Annotated in this window: 19 protein-coding genes; 12 read left to right on the forward strand and 7 right to left on the reverse strand. The window is 68.7% G+C overall.

From position 1 onward, the window contains the following. Positions 1-107 precede the first annotated feature (107 nt). The 5 genes from BFN33_RS03205 to BFN33_RS03225 form a co-directional block, all read right to left on the reverse strand. Positions 108-1,406 carry an SNG1 family protein gene (locus tag BFN33_RS03205; RefSeq protein ID WP_069758275.1) on the reverse strand — a complete coding sequence of 433 codons (1,299 nt, stop codon included), beginning with the start codon at positions 1,404-1,406 and terminating at the stop codon, positions 108-110. 392 nt (positions 1,407-1,798) lie between these two features. Further along, the gene (locus tag BFN33_RS03210) at positions 1,799-2,956 is read right to left on the reverse strand and encodes an L-dopachrome tautomerase-related protein (RefSeq protein WP_069758276.1); all 1,158 of its coding nucleotides are present in this window, start codon (positions 2,954-2,956) and stop codon (positions 1,799-1,801) included. A 286-nt stretch (positions 2,957-3,242) separates the two neighbouring features. Continuing rightward, positions 3,243-3,755: a nuclear transport factor 2 family protein gene (locus BFN33_RS03215; protein ID WP_069758277.1), complete on the reverse strand. Its 513-nt coding sequence runs from the start codon at positions 3,753-3,755 to the stop codon at positions 3,243-3,245. A 65-nt stretch (positions 3,756-3,820) separates the two neighbouring features. Next, the gene (locus tag BFN33_RS03220) at positions 3,821-4,633 is read right to left on the reverse strand and encodes an oxidoreductase (RefSeq protein WP_218108961.1); all 813 of its coding nucleotides are present in this window, start codon (positions 4,631-4,633) and stop codon (positions 3,821-3,823) included. An 883-nt stretch (positions 4,634-5,516) separates the two neighbouring features. Further along, positions 5,517-6,158 carry a TetR/AcrR family transcriptional regulator gene (locus tag BFN33_RS03225; protein ID WP_069758279.1) on the reverse strand — a complete coding sequence of 214 codons (642 nt, stop codon included), beginning with the start codon at positions 6,156-6,158 and terminating at the stop codon, positions 5,517-5,519. A 152-nt stretch (positions 6,159-6,310) separates the two neighbouring features. Between BFN33_RS03225 and BFN33_RS03230 the strand changes: the two genes are divergently transcribed. The 10 genes from BFN33_RS03230 to BFN33_RS03270 all read left to right on the forward strand — a co-directional run bounded on the left by BFN33_RS03230 (position 6,311) and on the right by BFN33_RS03270 (position 16,334). After that, positions 6,311-7,222, forward strand: coding sequence for an SDR family oxidoreductase (locus BFN33_RS03230; RefSeq protein ID WP_218108948.1), 912 nt, complete (start codon positions 6,311-6,313; stop codon positions 7,220-7,222). 4 nt (positions 7,223-7,226) lie between these two features. Next, positions 7,227-8,363, forward strand: a complete 1,137-nt coding sequence (locus tag BFN33_RS03235) for a hypothetical protein (RefSeq protein WP_069758280.1) — start codon at positions 7,227-7,229, stop codon at positions 8,361-8,363. Next, positions 8,360-9,283 (forward strand): alpha/beta fold hydrolase, encoded by a 924-nt coding sequence (locus BFN33_RS03240; RefSeq protein ID WP_069758281.1) that lies wholly within the window; start codon positions 8,360-8,362, stop codon positions 9,281-9,283. Before BFN33_RS03235 ends, BFN33_RS03240 begins: the two co-directional genes overlap by 4 nt. 79 nt (positions 9,284-9,362) lie before the next feature. Continuing rightward, a complete protein-coding gene (locus BFN33_RS03245) occupies positions 9,363-10,274 on the forward strand; it encodes a metal-dependent hydrolase (RefSeq protein ID WP_069758282.1) in 912 nt (303 codons plus the stop codon). A gap of 23 nt (positions 10,275-10,297) precedes the next feature. Then, positions 10,298-11,398 (forward strand): PDR/VanB family oxidoreductase, encoded by a 1,101-nt coding sequence (locus BFN33_RS03250; RefSeq protein ID WP_069758283.1) that lies wholly within the window; start codon positions 10,298-10,300, stop codon positions 11,396-11,398. 459 nt (positions 11,399-11,857) lie between these two features. Continuing rightward, a complete protein-coding gene (locus BFN33_RS03255) occupies positions 11,858-12,841 on the forward strand; it encodes a hypothetical protein (RefSeq protein ID WP_069758284.1) in 984 nt (327 codons plus the stop codon). 260 nt (positions 12,842-13,101) lie between these two features. Further along, the gene (locus BFN33_RS03260; protein ID WP_069758285.1) at positions 13,102-13,848 is read left to right on the forward strand and encodes a phosphotransferase family protein; all 747 of its coding nucleotides are present in this window, start codon (positions 13,102-13,104) and stop codon (positions 13,846-13,848) included. A 391-nt stretch (positions 13,849-14,239) separates the two neighbouring features. Next, the gene (locus BFN33_RS53010) at positions 14,240-14,413 is read left to right on the forward strand and encodes a hypothetical protein (RefSeq protein ID WP_176742289.1); all 174 of its coding nucleotides are present in this window, start codon (positions 14,240-14,242) and stop codon (positions 14,411-14,413) included. A 458-nt stretch (positions 14,414-14,871) separates the two neighbouring features. Next, complete coding sequence (locus tag BFN33_RS03265; protein WP_069758286.1) at positions 14,872-15,720, forward strand: oxidoreductase; 849 nt, start codon at positions 14,872-14,874, stop codon at positions 15,718-15,720. Beyond that, entirely contained in the window at positions 15,720-16,334 is a 615-nt protein-coding gene (locus BFN33_RS03270) for a TetR/AcrR family transcriptional regulator (RefSeq protein ID WP_069758287.1), read from the forward strand. The genes BFN33_RS03265 and BFN33_RS03270 overlap by 1 nt, the downstream gene beginning before the upstream one ends. A gap of 306 nt (positions 16,335-16,640) precedes the next feature. Here BFN33_RS03270 and BFN33_RS03275 read toward each other — a convergent pair whose 3' ends face one another. Then, entirely contained in the window at positions 16,641-17,042 is a 402-nt protein-coding gene (locus BFN33_RS03275; protein WP_069758288.1) for a nuclear transport factor 2 family protein, read from the reverse strand. After that, on the reverse strand, positions 17,039-18,037 hold the full coding sequence (locus tag BFN33_RS03280) for an NADP-dependent oxidoreductase (RefSeq protein ID WP_069758289.1): 999 nt from the start codon (positions 18,035-18,037) through the stop codon (positions 17,039-17,041). Before BFN33_RS03280 ends, BFN33_RS03275 begins: the two co-directional genes overlap by 4 nt. A gap of 122 nt (positions 18,038-18,159) precedes the next feature. On the opposite strand from BFN33_RS03280, the gene BFN33_RS03285 reads away from it, so the two are divergent. Both BFN33_RS03285 and BFN33_RS03295 read left to right on the forward strand, forming a co-directional pair. Further along, positions 18,160-19,035 carry a LysR family transcriptional regulator gene (locus BFN33_RS03285; RefSeq protein ID WP_069758290.1) on the forward strand — a complete coding sequence of 292 codons (876 nt, stop codon included), beginning with the start codon at positions 18,160-18,162 and terminating at the stop codon, positions 19,033-19,035. A 1,147-nt stretch (positions 19,036-20,182) separates the two neighbouring features. Next, positions 20,183-20,971: a CPBP family intramembrane glutamic endopeptidase gene (locus BFN33_RS03295; protein WP_069758292.1), complete on the forward strand. Its 789-nt coding sequence runs from the start codon at positions 20,183-20,185 to the stop codon at positions 20,969-20,971. Positions 20,972-20,979 lie beyond the last annotated feature (8 nt).

A 20,979-nucleotide genomic window follows, 5' to 3' on the forward strand; every position in this document is an offset into this window, starting at 1 on the left:
GCAGACTCTGAACACTGCCCTGCTCAACTGCCCAGCCCTGTGGGGCAGCCCGCCGCGCTGCCAAGTATCCGGACCAGTTCCCGCAGGCGAGGGTGGCCCAGCGTTCGCTACGCCGGGGCAGCGGTCTTCTCGGGCTCCGTCTCGGCGGGAATGCGGTGCAGTCCCTTACGGTCGTACCAGCCGGTCATGGCGAAGCCGAAGAGGACGGCTGCCGCGAGACCGACGGCCATCATGACCCAGCCCCGCGTCAGACCGGCGTCGGCCTGGGCGTCGTAGTAGAGGATCGAGCGGATGCCGCCGGTGATCTGCCGTAGCGGCTCGAACTCCGCAAGGAAGCGGTAGAAGCCGGGCAGCGCCTGAAGCGGCGTGGTGGCGTTGGCCGTTGGCACCGCCATCCCGATGAAGACCAGCGTGACCACCAGCATGCCCGGCGTACCGAACACGGCGAGCAGCGTGAGCGCACCGATCCCGGAGACCGCGATGGCACACACCGAGTACAGCCACAGCAGCGGCAGATGGGCGGCGTCCATGCCCATCAGGCCGACCGCGCCCGCCATGACCAGCGTGCCCATCAGCAGGGACAGACCGGCCATGAGGGTGCTGCTGATGGCCAGGGTCTGCACCCTCGTCGCCCGGATCAGCGGGCGGTGGATGCGCAGCGGGCCCATGTCGTTGTGGGTGTAGCCGAGGGCGTGGTCGACCTGGCCGCTGATGACGTTGGCGGAGAGCATGCCGCAGACCACCAGGACGAGCGCGTAGTAGAACGCCGTCAGACCCAGACCGCTGTGCGAGTCGAGCGGATGCCCGTCCTTCACCGTGACGGCGGCCGGGTCGGCCAGGAAGAGGCGGGCCGCGGCGGGCAGTTCCGCCTGCCCGGGCCCGCTCTGGACGGTGAGCTCCTTGCCGATCTGAAGCGAGGCGCTCTCGGCCGCCTGCGTCGTCGCTGCCCGGGCCAGACTGGAGCCCACGCTGCCGGCGGACTGGTTGGTCAGCACCGTCAGCGACGGACGGGCCGGGGTCGCGGTGGTCGCTGTGCCGGTCAGTGCGGTGACGGAGGTGGTGAAGTCGGTGGGGACGACGAGCGCGCCGTACAGCTTGCCTTTGCCGAGCTCCTGCTTCATCTCCTTCTCGTCCATCGCCCTCCAGTCGATCTTGTCCCCGCTCTCGGTGGACTTCTTGATCGACTCGGAGATCTGAGCCCCCAGGTTGACCTGCTGGCCACCGACAGCGGCTCCCTTGTCGGCGTTGACCAGACCGACGGGCAGATTCTTCATGTGATCGACCGGGTCGATGTTGGCCCCGACGTAGAACACGGTGAACAGCAGCGCGAGGACGCCCGTGATGACGCCGTTGGCGATCCACAGGGGTTTGGCACGCAGGACGCGGAACGGGTGAATCCCACTCATGACTTACTCCGGTCTTGGACAACACACACTCATATCCAGAGAAGGCCGGACAGCTTCATTGCGGTCTCGGCGACCCTCGGAACCTTCAACCTCGGCACACACGGTCGTCGACGCGGAACCGGAGATGCAGCACGCCACTGGAACTCCGACCGATGACACCGGTCGGTTTCACGGCCATCGTAAACCGATCAGTTTACGGATTCCAAGTCGGGGCGCTATTCCGTATCCCGGCAGCGCCAGGAAGCGGGATGCCGGCGCCGCCCCTGCCCTCGGGTCGCTTCGAGCCGAGAGTGGAGCGGCTCGCTTCAGGTCGCGCAAGCAGTTCCCCGCTGCACGGCTGGGGTACGCACCGATCCAGCGACCAACAGACCAACTGACGCGAGCCGGGAAGGTCAGACGAGCCTGACCGGTCCTGCGTCGATCGGCAGGCGGACCAGGAGATAGGGCTTGCGGCGCAGGTCCTTGCCCTCATGGAAGGGCGAGAGCCGGTTGAGCTGGTTGGCGATGGCGTACAGGTGTCGGTCCGAGGCGACGGACAGGGTGTCGACCCAGAGCAGATCGCTGCCCTGGGCGAGGGTCCGGTAGGTGCCGTTCGGGTTCCTGCGCCAGATCGCGTTGTGTTCCAGGTCGCCGCCGTAGAGCCGCCCCTTGTCGTCGCTCTCCAGGCCGTCGGCCATCGGCTTGAACCCCAGATCCTCGACCGTCGCCGCCACCTCGGTGTCTGTGGCGTCCGGGTCGGCGAGGGCGTCCGTGGACACGCTGTGCAGTCGGCGGCTGGACAGCGGGCAGTAGTAGAGGCGCGTGCCGTCGGCGCTGAGGGCGATGCCGTCGGAGCCGGTCTCGTAGTACGTGGGCTCGCCGCCCGCGGGGCGGACCATGAAGGGCTCGCCCGCGATGACCGGAAGGAACCGCTCGTCCGGGAGCGTCGAGGGGTGCCCGGTCAGTCGCCGCCAGGAGCGGCCCGTGGCGAGGTCGACCACGATCACGCCGTTGGAGCCGCCCGAGTCGGTGATGAAAGCCATGCCCCCGACGCCGCGCCGCAGGTCGAAGCGCACGTCGTTGGGGTAGCTGTTCGCCGGCACCGCCTCGGGCGGGAAGAGGATCTTCCGTACGATCCGGTTCGTGCGCAGGTCGACCGCCACGAGCTTCGGACCGCCGTAGGAGGACCCGGCGAACAGCGGGCTTCCGGTGTCGAGGATCCACAGCCGGTCGGCCGGGTCGACGACGACGCTCTGCACCGACTGGAAGTGCCCGGCCAGGTCGGCGGCGTCCTGGCGGTTCACCTCGGCGTCGGGGTAGGCCACCGGCTTCCCGCCGCGCAGTTCGGCGACGGTGAACGGGACGTCGTCGCCCCAGCGGGGAAAGTTGACGAAGACCCGGCCGCGGCGCGAGACGGTGACACCCGTCGGCATCGCACCCCAGAAGCGGGCAACGACCTCGTAGTGACCGGCTGTTGAACCCGAGGGGGAGGCGGAGGCGTAGGCGGGTCCCGCGAGTTGGGTGGCGGCCAGCGACGCGGTGGTCACCGTAAGGAACGTACGTCGCTTCATGGGAGGGTCTCCTGTTGGGTCAAGTTACTGAAAGGCGCGGCGAGTTGCCCGCATTACTTCGGCGCGCGTGGGAGCAGAGAGAATGGCGGGACGTTGCCGTGACCGGTGGAGGACGGTGCATCCAGCAGCCGCTCTCAGGAGTCGGTCTCGCCCGTGTGGTCAGGGCGAGCCGGGGTTCACCTGGACGGCAGGTACCTCGCGCGGTCCTGGGACCTGAAGCTGTCCGCCAGGGACACCGCCTGCGGCGGCCGCCAACTCTTGGAAGGGAAAGGGGTCGCTCTCAGGTCTACCGGGCTGTCGGCCGCGTCTTCGCGACCATGCTGCGGTCCCCGAAGGTCACCATCGCGTGGATGGGCATGGTGCTGGCGCGCATGAGCGCCGCGAGGCCCCGGCGGCCCTGTTGGCGGGCGAGCTCCGGTCCCAGGGTGGTCATCAGGGCGGTGAGGGCCGGCATCGGACGCCCGAAGAGCGTGATCTCCTTGATCTTTGCCTCGTCGTCGAGCCGCAGCAACTGCACCTCCTCGAACGACTGCGCCCCCACCCGCGCCCGGTACACCAGCGCGTACGCGTCGCCCTCGCCGGTCTGGGTGTGGTAGCGGACGTCCTTCACCGCCGCGAACGCCGAGGTCAGGAAGTCACGCAGCTGGTCGGATCCCTCGAAGCGGAACTGCTCGGTGAGCGGCGAGCTGAGCACGACGTCCCGGCTCAGGCACGCGACCGCGGCGTCGACGTCACCGCGTTCCTCGGCGGAGCGCCAGCTCGCCACCGTGGCGGCCGCGGCGTGCAGGGTCTCTGACATGAGTCTCTCCCGGAATCAACAGCGCGAACGAGCTTGTGGGTGCACGGGTTTGCGGGTGGCGGGTGTCAACCAGTGAGCTTGTTCATCGTGCGGATCTGCTTGTCCAGGACCCAGGCGGGGACGAAGCGGAGCAGGCGTGCGCGGCCGGCCATGGGGCCGGCGGCGTAGCTCAGTTTCGGCTTCTTGTCGGTGGCGGCGGTGACGATCGCCTTGGCGACGACGGCGGGGTCGTCGCCGTCCTTGATCGCTTCCGTCATCAGACGGTCGAAGATGCGCCTCTGGTCGGCGTAGGTCTGCAGGGGGGTGGCAGGCTTGGCGCTGTTGGCCTCGAATCCGGTGTTGGTGTAGGCGGGTTCGACGAGGAGCGAGCGGACGCCGTACTGCCGCACCTCGTGGTCCAGGGACTGGGAGTAGCCCTCGATCGCGTGCTTGGACGCGCCGTAGACGGCCATGTAGGGAGCGGGGATGAAGCCCTGCACGGACGAGAGGTTGATGATGCGGCCGCGTCCCCGGGCACGCATGTGCGGCAGGACCTCTTTCACCATGCGCATGACCCCGAAGACGTTGATGTCGAAGACTCCCTGGGCCTGCTCGACCGAGGTTTCCTCGGCCGCGCCGATCGAGCCGATGCCGGCGTTGTTGACCAGGACGTCGATCCGCCCGAACCGCTCGATCACCTGCTGGACCGCGGCGCTGACCGACTTGTCACTGACCACGTCGAGGTCGAAGAACGTCACACCCCGCAGCGGGGCGACGCGTGAGGTGTCGCGGCCGGTGCCGACCACCTCGAAACCCGCCGCGACCAGCGCTAGCGCGGTCTGCTTGCCGATGCCGGAGGACGCGCCCGTCACCAGGGCCACCGGTCGATTTGTCGTCATCATGCACTCCCGAACTCCTGGGAAACCGATCGGTTTCCCCTTGGGTCCACTGTAAACCGATCAGTTTCCAGCGCGCAAGCCCAAGCGGCGAACTGAGCCAGGCCGCTCCGACGGCCGACTGCGGGGCGAGCTGACCGGCGCCCGCCGGCTTGACGGCACGCGCCGGATGAGCAGGCAGGAAGGACGTGAAAGCACCATCGCCGCGCAGCGAACGCGAGTTCGCACTCGGCCTGTCGGTGTTACGCAGCCGGACCTCTTGCGCCGCCTCCCGGGCGAGGAGGCGAGTCGTCGCCGCCTAGTGGCGGAGCACGGAAGATGCCCGCCTGGCGTTCGAGAGGGGCGCAAAGAATGGGGGACACGAGCGGGCCTCTCGCGCCATGGGCGGCCCCAATGGCGATCGGTGGCACGTGACCGATCTCGGCACACCCGAAACGCCAGATACAACTACAGGGGTACGTCGTCGCAACAGCCATCGCCGCACGGGGCTGTGACGAGATCGGCGAGCGTCCGGACCGGCTGCCAACAAGCCAAAGCGGCCCCCCGCCCGGCCGCCCATCATTCCGTTAGATCATGGCGACGATTCCGCCGAATGCGCCCCGGTGCGAATACGGACAGTGGCAGCGGTCGGGGAGAGACCGGTCACTTGGCGGACCTGCATATGTACGGGCGCCCAGCGACAGCGGCAGGGTCGGTCCGGCGTGGACCAGGTCCCGGACGCACGCTCGCGGGGACGCGGGCGGTGGGTGATCCCCGCCGTTCAGCAGCTCTCACGACGCAACGGTCCCGCCATGGTTCGCGGCCACTCAGGCCGATCGCCTTGCGTCGCTTCCGGACGGATGACGGGTATGGAATCCGCCCGACGAAGGGATCCGGGCCTGCGTGATCAGATCTGGTCGCTGATGGCCCGGTGGGCCGCGATGAACAGGGTGTGGCACAAGTCGATCAGTTCGTCGACGGTGGCGTTCTGGTGGCCGAGGGTCCAGTCCACGAGGAGTTCGTTGACCCCTCCGACCAGGCTCATCGTGGTCATGGTGAGCCGGGTGGAGGAGGCTTTTGGGTCAGGGAGCGGTGCTACGACGGCGGCGACCATCGCGGCGAATTCGTGCAGGACCTCACGGCGGCGTACTTCGAGGCGGGGGCTGGCGCCCACGACTTCGATGAGCACCAGGCGGGCCTTGCGGGCGTCGCCGGTCAGTGTCCGGATGAACACCTCGAGGCCTGCGTGCAGTTGGGCGTCGACATCGGGTGCGGCGGCGGCTGCGGCTTGCGCGGTTTCGGCTTGGATCGCAGTGATCAGCTCGTTGTAGACGCCGGCGAGAAGGTCTTCGCGGTCGCGGAACGACTCGTAGAAGTAGCGCTCGGTCAGTCCGGCATGCGAGCACACCTGCTTCACGGAGGCCGAGGCGTATCCGGCCGTGCCGAACAGGTCGAGGCCCGCCTGGATGAGGCGGGTGCGGCGCTCCTGCTGCCGTTGCGCCGCATCGCGTCCGCCATAGCGCCGCCCGGCGGTCTGTGTGCCGGTCATTTTTCCCCTTCGCAGAGGTGTTGACACCGGTGTGCTCCGAACTGACACTCTAGCTTGTCAGTTCATCTGACATGGCTTCATGTCAGAAACGTTCTGGGGCTGCTCGCCGCTCGGCGTTCCGCTCATGCTCAGGGCAAGGAAGGGGCTCGACCGTGGCAGCACCGCCCAGGCACCCGTACAGGTTCAGCCGGAGAAACCGCGACAGGCTCCCCCGCGCACAACCGCTGAGGGGCCGAGTGATCGCGGTTACCGGGGCGGGCCGCGGAATCGGGCGTGCCGTCGCAGCCCGGCTCGCCGCAGCCGGAGCCACGGTGGCGATCGGCGATCTGGACGCGGAGCTTGCCATGGAGACGGCTGGTGCCATCGGCGCGTACCCGGGTGGCCGACTGCTCGGGCTGTCTCTGGACGTCACGGACACACCGTCCTTCGAACACTTCCTGAGCACCGTCGAGACCCGGCTGGGGCCGATCGACGTACTGATCAACAACGCCGGAATCATGTGGGTGGGTCCCTTCGCGGAGGAACCGGAGGAAGCCGCCCTGCGCCAGTTCGACGTCAACGTCCACGGCGTACTGCGTGGGATGAAACTCGCGATCCCGGGGATGCGGAAACGCGGTCGCGGCCACGTGGTGAACATCGCCTCCGCCGCCAGCAAGGTCGCCCCGCCCGGCGAGGCGACCTATGCCGCGACGAAACATGCCCTCCACGGTTACAGCACGGCCGTCCGCGCCGAACTGCGCGGATCCGGCGTGCAGGTGTCCCTGGTGATGCCCGGCGTCGTGGACACCGAGCTGGCCGTGGGCACCGCGACCGGCCCCACCCGACGCCTGACGGCGGATCAGGTGGCCGACGCGGTGCTCGACGTCGTACTGCGCCCGCGGTTCGAGGTCTTCGTGCCACGCCAGGTGGCCGCCCTGACCCGGCTGGCCGCGGTGCTGCCGGGCCGTGCCCGCGACGCCCTGCATCACTTCCTTGTCCCCGACCAGCTCGCCGCCCTGTCCGACCGGTCGGTCCGCGCGGCCTACGAGCAGCGCACCCGGACCGCCCGCCACCCCGAAGGTTGAGCCCGTGACCACCACGCCCAAGCCGGCGCCCAGCGCGAAGAAGGCCCAGGACGTTGCCGCTCCGCGTCCCATCCCCGAATTCGAAGGTGTCCACGACGTATGGCCCCGCGGGGACCGGCTGCGCGCCGTGCGCAGCGCCGCGGCCTCCTACCGTGAGCGGTTCGTGCAGCAGGGCCGCATCCACGCCGTCCGCAGTTTCGACATCGCCGCCGCCCCGTACCCGACCCGGTTTGCCTTCCACGGTGCCGCTCTCGCCGTCAACCCGTTCGTGAGCATCGTCAACCGGATGCTCGTCGTGCAGTTCGACGGCTTCGACGGTGAGCCGAAAACACTGGTGTGGGAGCCGACCGTCGCCGCCGGAACGGCTCAAGCACCGTTCTACGCCCAGCTCAAGCGGCTGGGGGGGGAGTTTCTCACCGAGCACGTCTTCGCCCGCTACTACCAGGATCCGGACACCGTCCTGCCCTCCTGCGGTCTGCGGCCCGAGGACGTGGACTACGTCAGCTTCGACCACCTGCACGTCCAGGACGTGCGCATGATCATGGGAAGTACCGGCGCCATTCCCGGCGAACTGGCGCCCCGTGAAGCGCTGTTCCCGCGCGCCCGGCTGTTGGTACACCGCAGGGAGCTGGGCACCTTCGAGTCGACGCATCCGATGCAGTGGGCCTGGTACGTCGACGGAGGCATGGACGGCGTACCAGAGGAGCGCGTCACCGCCTTCGACGGCGATGTCGAACTCGGTGTCGGCGTCAGCCTGCTGTGGACCCCCGGCCATACGGACGGCAACCACTCCCTGGTACTCAACACCCCCGACGGGGTGTGGGTCTCCTCCGAGAACGGCATCTCGGCCGACAACTGGCAGCCCGAGCTCTCCCGCATCCCCGGGGTGCGCCGCCACGCCGCGTTCTACGGCCATGAGGTGGTGCCCAACGCCAACACCCTGGAGGACTCCCTCGACCAGTACGACTCCATGGTCAAGGAGAAGACCCTCGCCGACCCCAGCCGACGCGATCCGCGCTGGCTGCAGATCCTGCCCTCCTCGGAGCTGGCCCCCTTCAAGCGGCACTGGCCGGTGCGGCCCAGCTTCCTCCACGGCGGTCTGCACTACGGCGAACTGACCCCTTCCGGTGAAGGTCGATGACCGGCCCGGCTGCCCGCCGCATCGCTGCTGACGGCGTGGAGTTGGCCGCCTACCAATGGGGAGCGTCCACGGCTCCTCCGGTGGTGCTGGTCCACGGCTATCCGGACACCAGCGCCGTGTGGCGCCCGGTCGCCGAGCGCCTGGCCGACCGCTTCCACGTCACCGCCTTCGACGTGCGGGGAGCCGGTGCCTCCGACCGGCCAAGGGGTCTGCGCGCCTACCGGATGTCCCGCCTGGAAGCCGACCTGGAGGCGGTTCTCGACGCCGTGAGCCCCGACCGCCCGGTGCACCTGGTCGGACACGACTGGGGATCGATCCACTCCTGGGAGTCGGTCACCGGCACCCGACTGGCCGGGCGGTTCGCCTCGTTCACCTCCATCTCCGGCCCCTGCCTGGACCACGTCGGCCACCTGATCCGGGCCCGCCTCCGGCCGCGGCATCCGGATCTGCCGAAGATGCTGAGGCAGGCCGCACGGTCCTGGTACATCGCCTACTTCCATATCCCGCTCCTGCCCGCCCTGACCTGGCGAGCACTGGGACACCGCTGGCGCGCCTTCCTCACCGGCTCTCAAGGTGTGCCCGGGAACACCCCCTACCCCGCGCCGACGCTGGCCCACGACGCCGCGTCCGGCACCGCGCTGTACCGCGCCAACATGCTGCCCCGCCTGCTGCGTCCCCGGGACCGGCGAACCACCGTCCCGGTTCAACTCATCATCCCCACCCGCGACTTCTGCGTCACCCCGGTGCTGTCCTACGGAGCGGAGCACTGGACGGGCCAGATACAACGGCGCCCGATCGACGCCGGGCACTGGGCACAGCTCAGCCACCCCGAGCAGGTCGCGTCCCTGATCGCGGAATTCGCCCACCGCGTCGAAAACGGCGCCCGCCGCACTCCGGACCACACCGACCAACCGATCTGACGGCGCAACAGACCCGCAGTACTGGACGACTGCCTGACCGCCCCTTCGCACACACCGATCGCCGAGGGAGGAACTTCTCATGTTCCGAGCCGCACATGCCCGCCCACACCGTCAGTCCGAGCCCATCGACCACCACGACCTGGTGCTGCAACCCCGGGACGTCACCTTCGACTGGAGCACCACCCCGCTGCACTGGCTGCCGGGCGAACCCTTCGCAACCCACACCTTCGATGTACTCCACCTCATGCTCCCCGAACTCGAACGCTGGTTCGTCCGCACGTTCGAGCAGGCACTGCCACTGATCACCGATGACCGGCTGCGCGAGGACGTACGCGGTTTCATCGGCCAGGAAGCGATGCACGCCGAGGCGCACCAGGAGGTTCTGGAGCACCTGCTCGCCAAGGGGCTGGACCCGGCTCCGTACACCCTGCAGTCCGAATGGATCTTCCGCAGGGTCCTCGGAGACCGGCCGGAGCTGACGCCGGCCGCCGCACACACGCACCTCCTCCAACGGCTCGCCCTCATAGCGGCCTTCGAGCACTTCACCGCCTACATGGGTCACTGGATTCTCAGCAACGGACACCTGGACCAGGCCGGCGCGGACCCCGCGATGCTCGATCTGTTCCGCTGGCACGGCGCGGAGGAGGTCGAACACCGTTCGGTCGCGTTCGACCTGCTGGTGCACCTCGATCCCGGGTACCGGCGCCGCGTGGTCGGCATGCTCGTCACCGCTCCGGTGCTGACCCGGCTGTGGATCCGTGGAGTCCGCTTCCTGATGAGCGCCGACCCCGAAGTCGACGACCGGGTCAAGGTCCGCTTCCGCGACTACCTGGCCGCGGCCCGCAAGGACCTGTTGCCCCCGCCGGGCGCGTTCGCCCGCTCGGTTCTGCGCTACTTCCGCCCCGGCTACCACCCCACCCAGGAGGGCTCGACCCAGCAGGCGGTCGCCTACCTGGCGGCGTCACCCGCTGCCCGAGCGGCTGCCCGATGACCCAGCAACCAGTGAGGCATCCCATGGACCTCGGCACACCCGTCACTCGACCGCCGGACCTGTACGGCAGGCCGCGCAGCGACTCCTTCATGCAGAAGCTGGCAGCCTTCAGCGACAACGCGGTCGCGCGCCTCGCGCGGCGCAGCACTCCTCCCAGGCGCCCGCCCACCACCGAGTTGCCCGTGATCCGGGAACTGGTGGTCGCCGCCAAGCAGCAGGAGGCCGAGGATGTCGTCTCCCTGCGGCTGGCAGCACCCGACGGGGCAATGCTCCCGCCCTGGCAGCCCGGCGCCCACATCGAACTGCACCTGCCCTCCGGCCGCAAACGGCAGTACTCCCTGTGCGGCAACTCTGCCGACCGGTACCGCTACCGCATCGCGGTGCGCCGCATCATCGGCGGCGCGGGCGGTTCGACAGAGGTACACGACGCCCTCCGAGAGGGTACGAGGGTCGCCATCACCGGGCCCCGGAACGCCTTCCCCTTCGCCGCCGAAGCATCCATCCTGCTCATCGCGGGAGGCATCGGCATCACCCCGATCCTGCCGATGGCCCGGGAAGCCACCCGACGCGGGCTGGACTGGAGGCTCGTGCACACCGGCCGCAGCCGCAGCTCGATGCCCTTCGCGCCGGAGCTGGCCGATCTCGGAGCCGCAGCCCCTGGCCGGGTCTCCATCCGCCCTGACGACGAGTTCGGCGCGCCCGAAGCAGCCGATCTGCTGAACATGAGCCCGGCGGCGGGAGCGGTGTACTGCTGCGGACCAGCGCCCATGATCGACGGTGTCCGGCGCGCATTCGGTGACAGCCGCGCGTCAGCCCTGCACTTCGAGCGTTTCGCCCCGGCCCCGATCACGGACGGCGAGCCCTTCGAACTCCAGCTGGGCGACACCGGACGCGTGCTGCCAGTGCCGTACGACCGCTCCGCCCTGGACGTACTCCACGAGGCCCTGCCGGACCTGCCGTTCTCCTGCCGCCAGGGATTCTGCGGCACCTGCCGGCTACGGGTGGCCCACGGCCAGGTCGATCACCGTGACCGCCGCCTCACCGCCACCGAACGCGCGGCCGGCGCCATGCTGCCCTGCGTCTCGCGCGCACCGAAAGGCGAGCGGTTGGTGCTGGACGTATGAGCGTTGGCCGAGCGCCCATGCAGCGCGACGGTCACCGCGAGGAACCCTGCCTCGCCGGGACCGGGCCGTTCCCCACCGCAACGACTTCACGAGTTCAAGGTGCGCGACCAGGACACAGGGAAGGCGGCCGCGCCGACATAGGGACACGCCGAACGGCGCCCCTCCGCTCGGACTTGCGGGCGGAAACCGATCAGTTCACGATTGACATACCGATCGGTTTCTCGCCGTAGACGCGGGTGAGTCCCGAGCCCCAACTACTTAGGAGCAGGCGGCATGCTCGCCGTCGTGTACCTGACAGTTCGCTTCGTCTCGCCGCGAGGCAGTCAGAAGCCAGACGTGGCGGTGGCCCGAGAGCTATCGGGTGAGCCATCCGTGTGCTCCCGGCCGCTTCCCAGCCGATGGGATCCCGTACATTCCCCGCGAAGGGCCAGTCCAAGGTTCTCAGAATGGGGGGCATCGATGACGGTGGAGTCGATACCGGTAACGGCCACGCCGAAAGCGCTGGTGTGGCAGGGCGACGAACTGGTCTCCGAATGTGGTCGGCGCTGGGGCCTCGACGGGGTGGAGCGGAAGGCGGTCTTCACGTGGAGCTCTCCGTTCGATGCCGGGACCACCTCGGCCTCAGGGCGGTACTCCGCGGTGTACCAGGAACGCGGCAGCAAGGGGGTGTTGCTCGCACGAGAACGGGTCGTGCGAGAGCTGGTCCGTAGCGACTACCAGGCGCCGAACTACGACTACCCGCTCGCATTGGGCACATTGGGTGACGGGCGCGAGGTCGTCGTGCACTGCCCCGACGAGTACAACGAGCTCCAGATCGAGGACGCGGCGAGCGGCGAGCGGCTCACGGTCGGCAGTCGTGAGCCGCAGGACGTCTTCCACTCCAGGCTCAGCCTGAGCCCCGACGGCCGGCACCTGCTGGCGGTCGGATGGTTTTGGCATCCCTTCGGGATCGCCATGGTCTACGACACGGCGCTCGCGCTCACCGACCCCGGCACTCTGGACGGCGAGGGTCTGCTGCCGACAACGGCCGTCATGGACGGCGAGGTGACAGCGGGCTGCTGGCTCGACGCAGATCGGCTGGTACTGGCGACGGGGGCCGAAGGTTGGAACGACGGAGAGGAGTCCGCGCTTCCGCCTCGCCACCTCGGTGTGTGGTCGCTGTCCGAGACACGTTGGCTCCACCGCAACCCGATCGCCGACGCCGAACCGGGCATCCTGCTCCTCCCCCGCGGCGACCACGTGATCTCTCTCCTCGGCCACCCGCGACTGCTGGACACTGCTACCGGGCGCCTCGTTGCGGAATGGCCCGAGGTCGGCGTATCCGTCAAGACCACCTGCTTCGGCGTCAGCGCCGTCCCCTCTCCCGTCGCTGCCCTTCACCCCGACGGCACCCGGCTGGCCGTCGCGCAGGCAGAAAGCATCGCCGTCATCACACTCCCGTGATGCAACTCGCCTCCCGGATCCGCACATCCACTGCGCCTGCTCACGAACTCCCCTTGCCGCCAACGAAGTCGCGGATGCCAGAGTGAGCATCCTGGTGAGGTTGAGGTTCGCAAGGACTCCTCCTCACAGTGGTGGGCTTGACCTGGTCAGAGGTCGATGTCGGGCGCGAGGCCGCCGGGTTGCGGGACGCGGTCAGCCGCGTCATCGCACGCGGTAAAACCCGGAGACGTCGGCGACCGTCCCCGGGATACTGGTCGCCCATGGATGAGGTCAAAGTCGTCGTCGCCCATTCCGAGCGTGCGACCCTGCGCGTCGGCGACGTGTTCTTGAAGGTGGACACCGATCAGGCACGCATCGACGTCGAGGTCGAGGCGATGGCCCTCGCGCCGGTTCCGACCCCGCAGGTCCTGTGGCGCAAGCCGCCCGTGCTCGCGATCGCCGCGGTCCCGGGGACGGCGCTCGGCCGCCTGGGCGAGCCGTCGACCGCGTCGCCGGCGGCGTGGGCCGCGGCGGGCGCCGCCATCCGGAAGCTGCACGACGCACCGTTGCCGCCCTGGCGCGGCCGGCGCCGCCGGGATCCCGACGAGTTGGCGGCGGAACTCGACGGCGAGTGCGAGTTGCTCGTGAAGAACGGTGTCCTGCCCGCCGACCTTGTCACCCGTAACCGCCAGGTCGCCGAGGCCGCCCTCCGGCCGTGGACGCCGGCGTTCACGCACGGCGACTTGCAGATCGACCACGTCTTCGTCGACGACGACGAGGTCACCGGCATCATCGACTGGTCCGAAGCGGGCCAAGGTAATGCGCTGTTCGACCTCGCCACCCTCACGCTCGGACACGAGGAACACCTCGACGACGTCATCGCCGGCTACGGCACCGACATCGACCTCGACGAGATCCGCGCGTGGTGGTCGTTGCGCAGCCTGCTGGGAGTTCGCTGGCTGATCGAGCACGGCTTCGACGCGTTCGCACCGGGCTGTGAGGTCGACGTACTGAGATCCCGTATGTGAGGCTGCGCGAGCCCGACTGCCACGTATGCGTTCCGCCGCATCGAGCAGTCCATCACCTGGGGGCTCGCCCCCCTTGGCCCCGACAGAGTGCGGTGCGCAGTCGCCGCCGCCGGATGACGGCGCGGCCAAGGGTGACGAAGCCGTGGTGGATGTCGCCCGCGGAATCTCCCAACGGACACTCATGCGGCGGAGCCAGTGCGGTAGCGCGGGCGCCGCCGACCAAGCACCGGTTGTGCGGTGCGTGCTCAACGACGGGGTCGGGCTTGGTCCGGCCAATGCTGAGTCGCGTCGGGACCGGTACAAGTGACGGGTGACAGATCCTTTTGTTCCTCGCCCGGATGGCCGCGTCGCCTCCAGGCCGGGACGGTGGACCCGGCAGTCGGCAGGTGCGATGTTCGCCGCCGTCGCAGCATTCCTCATCACCCGAGACGTCACGTTCGGGTTCTTCAGGCAGACGCTGCCCGACCGGGCGTACACCGCCACGGTCCTCGCGGGACTTGCCGTGTCGGCTGTTGCCTACGGCCTTGCCGTGTTGTGGCTCAGAGGACGGTATGAGAGTGCATAGGTGATTTGGCGTCACCTGAATGTGTGGCAGTGCGGTATCCCGGCCGGTCGGCGGCGATGGGCGTGCTGGGCTGGTTGCTGTGAGCGAGCGCAAGTCCTACAAGACCGACCTGAGCCACCCTGTGTCACCACGACCTGCCCGCTCACCCCATCAGCCCTCATCCCGCCTTCTCAGGACATGGCTGACTGAGGAGCGCGACGCCAGAGCATGACGGGCCAGGATCCGCCGGATGCGGGCGGTGCCGGCCGGAGTGACATCGCAGGACAGCACCTGCAGCTCACCAGTCAGTGCGTACAGCGGCGTGCGCCTGCGGGTCGGTGAGGGACCGGATTGACGTCGGCTGAGCATGATGCCGTCGGGGCGACAGAATCAACATCGCGTTGATAAAATTCGACGTTGTGTAGAATCTCTGGGTGAGGGGGCAGTCCAGCTCCTCGCGAGACCTTTCTGGAGGAGCAGTGCAGCAGCAGAAGTGGCTCATCACCGGCGTCAGCACGGGCCTTGGACGTGCCTTCGCCCAAGCCGCCCTGACCGCCGGGCACACCGTCGTCGGCACGGTCCGCTCCGAGGAGGACCTGCGGGCCTTCCAAGAGCTCAAACCCGGGTACGCTCACGGCCGCATCCTGGATGTGACCGACGACGCCGCCGTCTCGAGTGTGATCACGGAGGTGGAGCAGAGCGTCGGCCCCCTGGATGTCGTCGTCGCCAACGCGGGCTACGGCCTGGAGGGCACCTTCGAGGAGACGCCGCCGGCCGACGTGCGACGGCAGTTCGAGGTCAACGTATTCGGGACAGTGGCCACGCTGCAGGCGGCCCTGCCCCACATGCGCCGGCGCCGCCGCGGACACCTGATGGCCGTCACCTCCATGGGCGGGCTGATGGCCGTGCCCGGCATGTCCGCCTACTGCGGCAGCAAGTTCGCCCTGGAAGGCATCCTTGAGGCACTGGGCAAGGAGGTCGCACAATTCGGGATCCACGTGACGGCGATCGAACCCGGGTCTTTCCGCACCGACTGGGCCGGACGGTCCATGACACGCACCGCGCGGTCCATCGACGACTACGACGAGCTGTTCACCCCCATCCGTGAAGCGCGGCAGAAGGCCAGCGGGAACCAGCTGGGCAATCCGGCCAAGGCCGGGGACGCCGTCGTGCACATCGCGTCGGTCGACCAGCCGCCGGCCCACCTCGTCCTGGGCTCGGACGCGCTGCGACTGGTCACCGCCGCGCGCACGGCCGTGGACGAGGACATCCGCGCATGGGAGACGCTCTCCCGTACCACCGACTTCGCCGAGGGCGCTCAGCTCTGATGCCCGACCACCACCCCGCACGGAGCCGACGCACCACCGAACGCAAGGGTGACGTCCGGGAGCGGGCCATCCTCGACACCTGCGAAGCTCTGCTGGCGCAACAGGGCTATGACGCCATGACCGTTGGCGACATCGCGCAGGGCGCCGGCATCACACGTGGCGCCCTGTACTTCTACTTCGGCTCCAAGCAAGAAGTGGTCACGGCGCTCGTGGCCCGCACCGTTGAGCACCTGTGGGAGCGGTCCCGGGCCACCGCGCAGACCGACGAGCCACGCCAGGCCATCGCAGCAGCCATGCGGCGCACGGTCGAGCTGTGGAACGAGCACGGTCTGGTCATGCGCACGGCGATCGACCTGTCGTTGACCGTGTCGGAGATCGGCGAGCTGTGGAGCCACACAGCTGACTTGTTCATCACGGCCATCGCCGCCGTCCTGGAACGAGCCGGCGTTGAGGCCGGCACCGAACCAGAGCAAGCGTCGGCGATGGCACGCGCCCTGTGCTGGATGATCGAGCGGACGTTCTACCACGCCTCGCAAGAGTCACGCGAGGAGTTGCAAAAGGCATCTTCGACCTGCGAACACATCTGGCTGATCAGCGCCGGCCTCGTCACCTGATGCATCTGGTGTGGACGGTGAGGCGCGAAACCGAACCCCGTGTCCGAGGCCCACCGTCCAGGCACTCCGCCAGCGGAAATCCCGCAAGGCGCAAATCACCTATGCACTCACATACCGCCCTCTCGGGCGACTGCTCTAGCAGGGCGGCTCACGCCAGGCTCAGCGTCCCTGTCACGACTGTCCGGTCCACTTGGGGTCAAGTGGTCGAAGCACCACGAGTGGCCACCACGATGGGCGGCCCCACGTCGGCATCGGGCATCGGCGGAGCCACCCGATGATCCGCCGGACGCACCGACTGGCCCCGCCCTAAAGGTCGTTGTCCAACGTCAGGGTGAGCTCGGCGATCCGCCACCCACCGTCGGACCGGCGCAGGCCGAATGTGTAGACCCCGGTCGAGATCATCTGGATGCTCTCGCCGGTGTTCCTCGTCTGCACCAGGCAGGCCCGCACCTCAGCGGTGGCGGCGTCGGTCGTCGTGACCACGACGTTGCCCAGGTGGTGCCACACCTTTCCGGTCTGAGCCGTGTGTCCCTCACGGATGAAGTCGAGCACCGCCACACGTCCGGCGACCGGGCCGACCACTCCCCGCCCGGGCATCGTGAAGGTCCAGGTGGTGTCTTCGGTCAGGACCGCTTCCAGCTGGGGCACATTCAGCTCGTCCAGGGCGTGGGCGTATTTCGCCACCGCCTGCTGGAGTTCGGCGATCACGAGGCCACCGTCAGTACGATCTTGCCCTGGATGTGGCCCTGCGCTGCCCGCGCGTGCGCGCTGCCCGCCTCGCGCAGCGGGTAGGTGCTGTCCACCCCGACCTGGAGCTTCCCCTCGTCGAACAGGCGCCCGATCTCGGCGAGCTGGGGGCCGTTGGAGCGCACCTGAATGTTCGAGACAGTGATGCCCAGACTCGCCGTCTCTTCCGGGTCGTACTGGGCGAAGAACACCGGAAGCATGGTGCCGCCGCGCTTGAGCACGGTCAGGAAGCGTGAGCTGTCCTGGCCACCGACGGTGTCGATCACCAGGTCGACACCGTTGACCACGTCCGCGGCCCGCGTCCTCGTGTAGTCGATGAACTCGTCGGCGCCCAGCTTGCGCAGGAACTGCTCGTGCCGGCCCGAGGCCACCGCGATCACGTGTGCCCCCTTCCATTTCGCCAGCTGCACCGCGAAGTGGCCCACTCCCCCGGCGGCCCCGTTGACCAGCACGGTCATCCCTGGTGTGATCGGCACCGGCCGGTGCACCTGGCCGGTGAAGGGAGACGGCACGTCGTGGCCCAGATCCACCAGGTACTGCCAGGCCGTCAGCACGGCCATCGGCGCCCCAGCCGCCTGCACGTGGTCGATGCCGGCCGGCTTGTGAGCCAGGTCCGAAGCCGGCGCGGCCACGTACTCGGCGTACGTCCGGCCGTCGAATCCGGGGAACCGCAGCATGCCGAAGACCTCGTCACCGACGGCGAACCCCAGCACGTCCGGAGCGACCGCCTGGACCACGCCCGACATGTCCGTTCCGGGGATCAGGGGATACTCCAGCGCCGGCCGCATCTCGGCCGGCATGACCTTCATTCCCTCACGCAGGTACCAGTCCGGCGGGTTGATGCCCACCGCATGCACCCGGACGAGCACTTCCCCCGGGCCGATCTCGGGAACCGGCACCTCGTCATACTGCAAAACCTCCGGCCCGCCCGCTTCGTGGAACTGGATCGCCTTCATCACGCCTGTCACTTTCTCGGGGAAACGTTGCTCCTTCAGTCAAGGGCCAGGACGGCACGGCCGTCCAAGACCTGTTCGGCAACCTGATCATTCCGAAACGGCATGACACGTACGCTGGAGGAGTGAACGATCTCGGACAGGACCTGGAACTACGGCTGGTGCGCTACTTCACCGTGGTGGCGGCGTACCAGCACTTCGGCCGGGCCGCCGCCGACCTGCACGTGGCACAGCCGGCGCTGAGCCGCCAGATCCAACGGCTCGAGAAACACCTGGGCGCACGACTGCTGGACCGCACACCCCAGGGCACCCGCCTCACCCCGGCCGGGGAGAGGTTCCTCCCCCGGGCCCAAGCCCTGCTGCAGGCCGCCCGCCACGCCGAGTTGGCCGTGCGTGAAGAAGCCGAGACCGAACGCATCGCCATCGGCTACGTCGAAGACCTGGTGATCACCACCGCCGTAGCGGAACTGCGCCGCCGTCACCCGCACGCCGAGATCGCCACCCGGCATCTGAGCTGCCGCGACGTCGGGGCGCTGTCCGACAAGCGCGTCGACGCCCTGATCGCACGGGCCCCGCTGCCACTCGCCGACGACGACCTGTTCACCACGCCGCTGTACGAGGAGCCCCGGATGCTCGTGGTCCCGCGCGGCCATCCCTTGGCCGACCGCACGTCGGTGACCGCGGAAGAACTGGCCGACGAGGAGGCGGCGCCATGCGCGTTCGAGACCGCGGACTGGGCTTCCTACCGGATCCTGGGGGCCGGCGTGCCGCCGATCGAGAGCTACGAGGACAAGCTCGAACTCGTCGCGAGTGGCAGGGCGATCGCCGTGCTGCCGGTCGGTGATCGGCGTAGCTCACTACGTCCCCACCTCGTCACCGTCCCGATCGAGGGCGCTCCCCCCAGCCAGGTCCTCCTGGTCAGCCGCAAGGACGACCCGAATCCGATGATCAGGAATCTCCGGCTGGCGGCCAGGGCCGTCCTGACCGCCCAGGCAGCCTGATACCAGCCCATCCGCTTGGCCCCGCACCGCACCAAGCGGCGCTCACACGCGCCGTGTCCCTCGCGCATCCGCCGGTGTCGCTCGGGGTTTGGTTGTGCCGGCTCAGCGTCCGACCCAACAGAACGGCGATCAGGCTGCTGGTGCGCCCTGTCAACGGCTTTGTCAGCGGCTGCTGTTGGATGCGGACCGGACGCGGCTGCTGGGCCTGCTCGCGGAGCCGGCCGTGCCCGAGCGGGCGCCGCGCATACTCGGCCTCAACCGGCCATGAGCTTCACGGTGCTTGCACGTGCGGTCGATCCTTGGGGCTTCGGGTCTATCAGGCATGCCAGAGCCCACCGTGACGATGCCGGACGGGAGGGATGTCCACGTCGTCCATGTCGTGGCCGGCGTGGTGCAGTCCGCGGATGCGCTGGGCTCCGAGTCGGCCCTGGAGCCGGGCCCGACCCTCTGCCGTAGCAATCTCGACGGCGAGCGAGCCGTCTCTGCAGTCAAGCACCCTCGGCTGCCAGGAGGTGATCCGGCGCAGCGTCTTCGTCGGAGCAGGGCGACGGCCTGCGCGGGCGGCCTGGGCCAATTCAGCGTGTGTGTAGCGCAGGTCGTACAGGGACATGGACTCCGATGCGCCGTCTTGGACGCGGCGTCGCAAGGGAGTCGTGCGAACAGTCCTGGACATCGAGAGCCTCCGTAGGGCCCTCTGGGCTCTCCAGAGGTACCTACGGCGGGTGCGAAGTGGTCCGCACGACTCAACTCCCTCGTCGCTGAACGATCTGTCAGCAGCACAGTAGCCGCGCGGAGGAGTGGGGCCGAGTCTTTTACTCGCCCCGTTGCCGGGTCAGCCCGCCTTGAGTTACCCCACACCTGGCCAGTGCCTATCTGGCGCCTTTCCGGCGGGGCCAGTCGACTCCCTACACCCCAGTACGGTGCACCAGGCCGTTCAGGATCAGAGCAAGGCCCGCGATCACGCTCTTCGCACCGACGCCCGCCATGCCGGGACCGGCCCGGTGGCACGAACAGCAGCACTACGAAAGGCTCTTGCCCACCCCCAGCGAGCGTGACGCGGTGGTGCCAGCCGCTCCAGGTACGGCCCCGCTGATGTCTTGGAAGCCCGGGGCGACGAGCGGGTGCCGGCGGTTACGCTCAGCGGGTGATGCGTCGGTGGAGAGGCCACGTAAGCCGCCATCCCCTTTGGGGGGCCGTCGAGTTCACGCTCGCCTGGCATGTGGTGCTGGTGCTGCTCGCCGAGGTGATCCTGCCTCCCATGGCCCCGTCTTGGTTCCCCGACCTGGGTGCCACCGTGGTCAATGCGCTCTGCTTCGCAGGCGTCTGGGGCGTCCTGCACCGGTGGGGGTGGCTACGCCCCAGCGGCGTCGCGGTGCTGGGCCGGCTGCGGCGCTGGTGGCTGGCGCTGCCGATGCTCGTCGTGGCCTGCTCGTACGCCGTTGCAGGCATCGAGGGCAGTACGGCCGTGGTGGCCAGCGCTCTGATCTCACTGCTGTGGGTGAGCATCAACGAGGAGATCTACAGCCGCGGGATGGTGCAGCAAATCCTCGCCCCGCTAGGTGCGATGCGGGCCGCGATCGGTGTCGGTTTCCTCTTCGGCGTCGGCCACGTCCAGAACTACCTGTTCTTCGGCGCGCCTCTGGACGACACGCTCTGGCAGATGCTCTCCGCCGCTCTGTTCGGCTTCGTCTGCGCCGGGCTGCGCTTCGCGATCGGGTCGGTGTGGCCGATGGTCGTGGTGCACGGGCTGGACGACTTCTTCCAGATCCGTTCGCCGGGTGCGGCGCCGGACTGGTGGCAGGTGTCCGTGTACGTCTTCCACGTCACGTTCGGGGTGTGGTTGCTGCGCCGCTACGGCACCGGGGACGTGCCCTTGGCGCGGAGCGTCCGTGCGGACCCCGACGAGCGCCCCGAGCAGTCCGGGGCGCTCGAGTGACGACCGCA

This window comes from Streptomyces sp. LUP47B, from assembly GCF_001746295.1.
GTDB lineage: Bacteria > Actinomycetota > Actinomycetes > Streptomycetales > Streptomycetaceae > Streptomyces.

Excerpts from the sequence above, each read along its gene's own strand:
- BFN33_RS03205 (WP_069758275.1), bottom strand. The coding sequence starts at position 1,406 with ATGAGTGGGATTCACCCGTTCCGCGTCCTGCGTGCCAAACCCCTGTGG.
- BFN33_RS03210 (WP_069758276.1), bottom strand. The coding sequence starts at position 2,956 with ATGAAGCGACGTACGTTCCTTACGGTGACCACCGCGTCGCTGGCCGCC.
- BFN33_RS03215 (WP_069758277.1), bottom strand. The coding sequence starts at position 3,755 with ATGTCAGAGACCCTGCACGCCGCGGCCGCCACGGTGGCGAGCTGGCGC.
- BFN33_RS03220 (WP_218108961.1), bottom strand. The coding sequence starts at position 4,633 with ATGACGACAAATCGACCGGTGGCCCTGGTGACGGGCGCGTCCTCCGGC.
- BFN33_RS03225 (WP_069758279.1), bottom strand. The coding sequence starts at position 6,158 with ATGACCGGCACACAGACCGCCGGGCGGCGCTATGGCGGACGCGATGCG.
- BFN33_RS03240 (WP_069758281.1), top strand. The coding sequence starts at position 8,360 with ATGACCGGCCCGGCTGCCCGCCGCATCGCTGCTGACGGCGTGGAGTTG.
- BFN33_RS03245 (WP_069758282.1), top strand. The coding sequence starts at position 9,363 with ATGTTCCGAGCCGCACATGCCCGCCCACACCGTCAGTCCGAGCCCATC.
- BFN33_RS03250 (WP_069758283.1), top strand. The coding sequence starts at position 10,298 with ATGGACCTCGGCACACCCGTCACTCGACCGCCGGACCTGTACGGCAGG.
- BFN33_RS03255 (WP_069758284.1), top strand. The coding sequence starts at position 11,858 with ATGACGGTGGAGTCGATACCGGTAACGGCCACGCCGAAAGCGCTGGTG.
- BFN33_RS03260 (WP_069758285.1), top strand. The coding sequence starts at position 13,102 with ATGGATGAGGTCAAAGTCGTCGTCGCCCATTCCGAGCGTGCGACCCTG.
- BFN33_RS53010 (WP_176742289.1), top strand. The coding sequence starts at position 14,240 with ATGTTCGCCGCCGTCGCAGCATTCCTCATCACCCGAGACGTCACGTTC.
- BFN33_RS03270 (WP_069758287.1), top strand. The coding sequence starts at position 15,720 with ATGCCCGACCACCACCCCGCACGGAGCCGACGCACCACCGAACGCAAG.
- BFN33_RS03280 (WP_069758289.1), bottom strand. The coding sequence starts at position 18,037 with ATGAAGGCGATCCAGTTCCACGAAGCGGGCGGGCCGGAGGTTTTGCAG.
- BFN33_RS03295 (WP_069758292.1), top strand. The coding sequence starts at position 20,183 with ATGCGTCGGTGGAGAGGCCACGTAAGCCGCCATCCCCTTTGGGGGGCC.